At 39.9% G+C, this 6,101-nt stretch carries 4 protein-coding genes; 1 reads left to right on the top strand and 3 read right to left on the bottom strand.

Going from position 1 to position 6,101, the window contains the following annotated elements:
* Nucleotides 1–157: transposase (locus tag ADF68_RS10725; protein ID WP_193388991.1), on the top strand; the 157-nt coding region annotated here is incomplete at its 5' end.
* Between the two features lie 173 nt (nt 158–330).
* Here ADF68_RS10725 and pyk read toward each other — a convergent pair.
* The 3 genes from pyk to ADF68_RS10100 form a co-directional block, all read right to left on the bottom strand.
* Nucleotides 331–1,836 carry a pyruvate kinase gene (pyk, locus tag ADF68_RS10110; protein ID WP_049549702.1) on the bottom strand — a complete coding sequence of 502 codons (1,506 nt, stop codon included), beginning with the start codon at nt 1,834–1,836 and terminating at the stop codon, nt 331–333.
* Between the two features lie 66 nt (nt 1,837–1,902).
* Complete coding sequence (pfkA, locus tag ADF68_RS10105; RefSeq protein WP_049549701.1) at nt 1,903–2,910, bottom strand: 6-phosphofructokinase; 1,008 nt, start codon at nt 2,908–2,910, stop codon at nt 1,903–1,905.
* A gap of 81 nt (nt 2,911–2,991) precedes the next feature.
* Nucleotides 2,992–6,093 carry a DNA polymerase III subunit alpha gene (locus ADF68_RS10100; protein WP_049549700.1) on the bottom strand — a complete coding sequence of 1,034 codons (3,102 nt, stop codon included), beginning with the start codon at nt 6,091–6,093 and terminating at the stop codon, nt 2,992–2,994.
* Nucleotides 6,094–6,101: the final 8 nt, after the last annotated feature.

Below are 6,101 nucleotides of genomic sequence, written 5' to 3'. Positions count from 1 at the left end.
AGAATTTGGGCATAAACTTTTACCACTGCCTCCCTACTCACCTGAGTACAATCCTATTGAGAAGAAATGGGCCCATATCAAAAAGCATCTCAAAAAGATGTTGCCAAGTTGCAATACTTTTTTCGAGGCTCTTTTGTCCTGCTCTTGTTTCAATTGACTATAAAATCTTCTTGGGATGAAAACTTGCATTGTCCATGACAATGACATGAGGGGGCTTCAAAGCAGGTAGAAGTTGCATTTCAAACCACTATATATTTTTGCCCCTCGTCACAAAAAAAGACCTACCACACAAGCTAGAAAGCTTGATATGATAGGCTTTTTAATATTAGATTAACGTACAGTGCGGATACGCATTGTGTTAGTACGAACTGCTTCACCAAGTGGCACACCTGCAACGATAACGATATCATCACCAGATTTTACAAGACCTGCTTCAACTGCTTTACGTTCAGCAATGTCAAACATATCATCAGTTGATGATGGCGTTTCTGTCAACATTGGGATAACACCCCAGTTCAACATCAATCCACGTTCTGTCAATTCGTCAAATGTCAATGCCAAGATATCAGCATTTGGACGGTATTTAGAGATCAAACGTGCTGTGTGACCAGTCTTAGTAAGAGTTACAACCAATTTAATGTCCATTGAGTTTGTAGCATCTTTAACTGCTGAAGCCATAACTTCTGTCTTAGAGTTACGTTCAAATGAATCTGAGTTCAAACGTCCATATTCGTTAAGAAGAGTTTGAGCATTCTTATCGATAGTTGCCATTGTACGAACAGACTCAAGTGGGTATTTACCATTTGCTGACTCACCTGAAAGCATTGTAGCATCAGTTCCGTCGATAACAGCGTTAAATACGTCTGATACTTCTGAACGAGTTGCACGTGGTTTTTCAGTCATTGTTTCAAGCATGTTTGTTGCAGTGATAACAACTTTACCAGCAGCGTTCACTTTAGTAATGATCATTTTTTGGTAAACTGGAACCATTTCAAATGGTACTTCGATACCCATGTCACCACGAGCGATCATGATACCGTCAGCAGCTTCAATGATTTCATCCAAGTTATCGATACCTTGTTGGTTTTCGATTTTAGCGAACAATTGAACGTGACCGTTACCAGTTTCTTCACAGATTGCACGAACTTCATTCACGTCTTTTGCAGTACGTACGAATGAGATCGCGATGAAGTTGATACCTTGTTCCAAACCGAAGCGGATATCAGCGTTATCACGTTCAGCAAGAGCTGGGAAAGGAATTTTAGTGTTAGGGATGTTTACACCTTTTTGTTTAGCGATAACACCGTCATTTTCAACTTCAACAACAAATTCACGACTTGCATCGTCTTTTTCTACAACACGAAGACCAAGTTTACCATCGTCAACCAATACTTGACGACCAACTTCAACATCATCATAGATGTCAAGTGCTCCAGCAACGTTCAAAGCAATCACTTCACGAGTTGATTTGATACCTTGTTTAGTTGCAACACGGATTTTTTCACCAGTTTTGTATGAGTATTCTTTAGCTTCACCTTCGAACAATTCAGTACGGATTTCTGGTCCTTTAGTATCAAGAAGGAAACCAACTTTTTTACCTGCAAGTTTTTCAGCAAGTTTAACAGTTGCCATACGGTCACCTTGTTCTTGGTGGTCACCGTGTGAGAAGTTGAAACGGAAAGTGTTAGCTCCTGCTTCAATCAATTGAGCAATGTTTTTAGCTGAAGCTTCAACGTCAAGTTTTTCACCCCAGTATCCGTCTTCACCGAATTTTTTACCACCACGGATTTCTACCGCAGGACCCAAAGTTGCAACGATTTTTACACGTTTGTTCATGATTTTTGTGACTCCTTTATATAATTTGACCTTTCATGGTCATTTTACCAGTTTAGTTAAAGTTGATTATGACAAGCTCTTGTTCAAAGCAGAAAGTTCAAGGTCAGCTTTATGAGGGTTGTTAACAACGATATTGCCATCAGCTGTTAGGCTAAACAAAGCTCCTTCTTCTGCAGTTCCAAGAATTGGATTTTCAACCATTTTCTCATTGCGAATACCAACAGCGACACCACCGATTCCTTGTTTAAGGAGTTTAACAGCATGTGCACCCATGCGTGACGCCAATACCCGGTCACGAGCAGTTGGTGATCCACCACGTTGGATGTGACCAAGTTCAGTTACACGAAGGTCGCTTGTATCTCCAGCTTCTTTTAGTTTTTGACCAAATTCTGCCGCTGACATAACACCTTCTGCCAAAACGATAATGTTGTGTTTCTTACCGTGTTCATATCCAGCTTTGATACTTGCTACGATGTCTTCCATCTTGAAATCTTCTTCAGGGATGATAATTTCATCAGCACCAGTGGCAATACCTGCCCAAAGAGCGATATCTCCGGCATTACGTCCCATTACTTCAACTACGAAAGTACGACGGTGACTTGATGATGTATCACGAATCTTATCGATGGCGTCCATCGCAGTTGTAACTGCAGTATCAAATCCGATTGTGAAATCAGTACCTACGATATCGTTATCGATTGTTCCCGGAAGTCCGATAGCAGGGAATCCATGCTCAGTCAAGCGCATAGCTCCATGATAAGAACCGTCACCACCGATAACCACGACACCTTCGATACCGTGTTTTTTCAACTGCTCAATCCCTTTAAGTTGACCTTCGAGTTTTGCAAACTCAGGGTAACGAGCTGAGTGAAGGAAAGTACCACCACGTGAAATGATGTCTCCTACTGAAGCAGCATCAAGTGGATAAATCTCACCAGCAACCATACCAGCGTATCCATCATAGATACCAAAAACTTCCATTCCTTCTGAGATTGCTTGACGAACTACTGCACGGATAGCAGCATTCATACCAGGGGCGTCTCCACCACTAGTCAAAACAGCAATACGTTTCATTTGGTTTTGCTCCTTTTTCTTTTAACATTCTAACTGATTATACCATAATTAAAGTTAAAATTCTTTTATTTTCATTGATTTTTAACGATAAATCGTTTTCATAACTATCTGACTTAAAGATTCCTGTAAACTAACATCTTTTGCAACAAAATAACTCGGTAAAAGGACATTTTTTTGTTCATTTTCGTAGCGAATGATGACTGGAATTTCTCCCTTATATTGCTCTAAAATATGATAAATTTCAGTATCATGTTCATGATCAGCAGCCTGTATCCAAAATCGTTCACTCACTGCTTCTTTTAGATTATTTAACACTAATTGAAGCCGACCATCTCTTGCCTGTACTTTTCCATTAAGGTAGTAGAATCTTCCTTCATGTAAGAGATTTTTAAATTGGCGATACTGGTCAGAAAAAACTGTGACTTCAAGCTTCGTTTTACTATCACTAACTTTCAGAAAAGCCATGTTTTCACCTTTTTTAGTTCTGATTACTCGGATAGACTGAATCTCAACGAGTACTGTAGCTGTCTGTCCTTCAAATAGTTCAGACAAACTCACAATTGGGTACAAAGGATTCTTTGCTAAGATCAATAAAGGATGCGGACTGATACCTACTCCAAGCCACTCCTGTTCCTTACGGAACTTTTCGACTTGCGTAAAATCCTCACTCTCAAGCCAATTGTAGCTATTATCTGCAAATAAACTACCCAATTCTTCCACAAAAATAAATAAAGTAGGTAAGTTGGATAAGATTTTTTGGCGATTTTTTTCGAAACTATCGAATAAACCAATCTCGACTAGGGGAGTTAAGAGGCTAATCTTTTGATAATTTTTGGGTAATCGTGTGACAAAATCTTCAACACTTGTAAAAGGACGATTTTCTAAGATCCAATAGGCAAAATCTCGAGGCATCCCCTTGATACTCTTAAGTCCCAAGTAAATAGTCTGGTCTGTCAATTTATCCTGATATGGGATTGTATTGATAGAGAGTGGTGTTAGTTCAAAACCCATTTCAAGAGCATCGAGGATATAGTCTCCACTTGCATAATTGAGCATGACCTGATAAAAGATTGCTGGGTAATGTGTTTTAAAGTAGGCAAGCTGAAAGGCTAAAGCCGCATAAGCATAAGCATGCGATCGGTTGAAACCATAACCAGCAAATTTTTCCATGACAGCAAAAACCTGCTGAGCCTGTTCCTTTCCATGACCTTTTTCGAGTGCACCTTGAATGAAGCTCTCTTGCATTTGATGCATTTCCGCAGCATTCTTTTTCCCCATGGCGCGACGTAAAATATCGGCCTTTCCAAGACTAAAGCCAGCGTAGCGTTGGGCTACTTGCATAACCTGCTCTTGATAGAGCATGATACCATAGGTAGGAGCTAAAATATCTTCTAGCACAGGATCAAGAACTGTCACCTTTTCTTTGCCATGTTTTCGAGCCACAAAGTTATCGATATAGTCGCTCGCCCCCGGTCTGTTGAGGGAAGTCGTTGCCACTACTTCTTCAAAGCTTTCTGGTTTCACGCGCTTTAATAAGCGAATAGCACCAGGTTGTTCAAACTGAAAAATTCCCTTGGTCTTCCCAGCTGCAAAGAGGGCTAAAGTTTCCCTATCCTCAAGGTCAATTTCCTCAATCCTTAGCTGAATTCCTTGAGTTTCAAATAAGAGCTCCTGCATTTTTTGAGCAAAAGTTAGGTTTCGTAAGCCCAAGAAATCCATTTTGAGCAAGCCATTTCCTTCAACTCCATGCGCATCATACTGGGTAATGAGCATATCCTCACCATACTTAAGAGGAATATAGTCCGTTAGATTTTTATCACTAATCACGACACCAGCAGCGTGGATGGAAGTTTGCCGAGGATATCCTTCTATCTTTTTAGCAATTTCAAAAGCCTTTTGGTACTCAATCTTACCTTGAATCAGTTGTCTAAATCCTAGATTCCCTTCATAGGCACTTGTTAAGGTATCTTTGAAACCAATTTTTTTGGTAATAGCCGTTAATTCATACTCAGGTACACCATAGCGTTTAAAAACATCTCTGACGGCCTGTTTAGCACCAAAGGTTGAGTAGGTGACTATCTGAGCAGCGTGAATACTACCATAACGGTCACGAACATAGCGGATAAATTCAGGACGATAGATATCGGGAATATCAATATCGATATCGGGCATGGTATAACGTTCACGATTTAAAAAGCGTTCAAAGATGAGATTTTTAGCTACAGGGTCGATACCAGTGATATCTAAGGCATAGGCCACTAGACTTCCAACTGCAGATCCACGTCCCATACCCATATAATATCCTTGAGAACGACCGAAACGTAAGAGGTCCCAGACAACCAAGAAATAGTCATCGAATCCCATGTCATGAATCACAGATAGCTCTTCTTCTAAACGAGCCTGATAAACTGAATTTAATAAGCCCTTCAGTTCCAAGCCCTTAATAGCTCTTTCACGCAATTCCTCAACAGCTGGTCTCTCTGGATTGAAGCGAGGAAGCTTGAGACTATTATCAATCTCATAAGTAGTTGCTCCAATCAGTTCAGATAGATTGTCTAAAGCTTTTGGAAATTTTTCTACAAAAAATTGTTCAAGACGGTCAGCAGGTAAAAACAAGCCTTGTTGCGATTGAACATCCACCTCTCGCAAGGTCACATTTTCCTTAATCGCCTTGAGCATTTGAAGTGTTTCTAAATCCTCAGGTTCGAAAGAATTAACACGATAAAGAGGGAGAATTGGTCGAGAAAAATTCGACTGAGCTGTATCTGGATACACTCCGATATAATAATCATGTCCCAAATCTAAGTGAGCTATTTCATGGAAATAGGGAACAATAACACAAACATCTTCTAGATAGGGAGAAAAATCAGTCCATTCCTTTTTACCTGTCATTTTTTGACTCGAAAGCTTCATGAGATTTCGATAACCATGATTTGATAGGGCTAGAAAGCGCAGATTAATCAGTTCTTCCTTATGATGAACGGTCATCTCAAGACCTAATAAGGGCTGGATCCCTTGCTTTTGGCACTCTTTGATAAAATAATAAGCTCCATAGAGATTATCAATATCCATGATTCCAAGTGCTGAGTAACCGTATGCTTTCCCTTGGTCAACATACTTCTGAATGGAAATCATACTCTCCATGAAACTATAAACCGTTTTTGTATCAAGTTGTGCAATCACTCGCTATC

Source organism: Streptococcus pseudopneumoniae (assembly GCF_001068775.1).
GTDB lineage: Bacteria > Bacillota > Bacilli > Lactobacillales > Streptococcaceae > Streptococcus > Streptococcus pseudopneumoniae_N.
This window is presented reverse-complemented; position numbering and strand designations above follow the sequence as displayed.

Coding starts and splice junctions, on each gene's coding strand:
- pfkA (WP_049549701.1), bottom strand. CDS start 2,910: ATGAAACGTATTGCTGTTTTGACTAGTGGTGGAGACGCCCCTGGTATG.
- pyk (WP_049549702.1), bottom strand. CDS start 1,836: ATGAACAAACGTGTAAAAATCGTTGCAACTTTGGGTCCTGCGGTAGAA.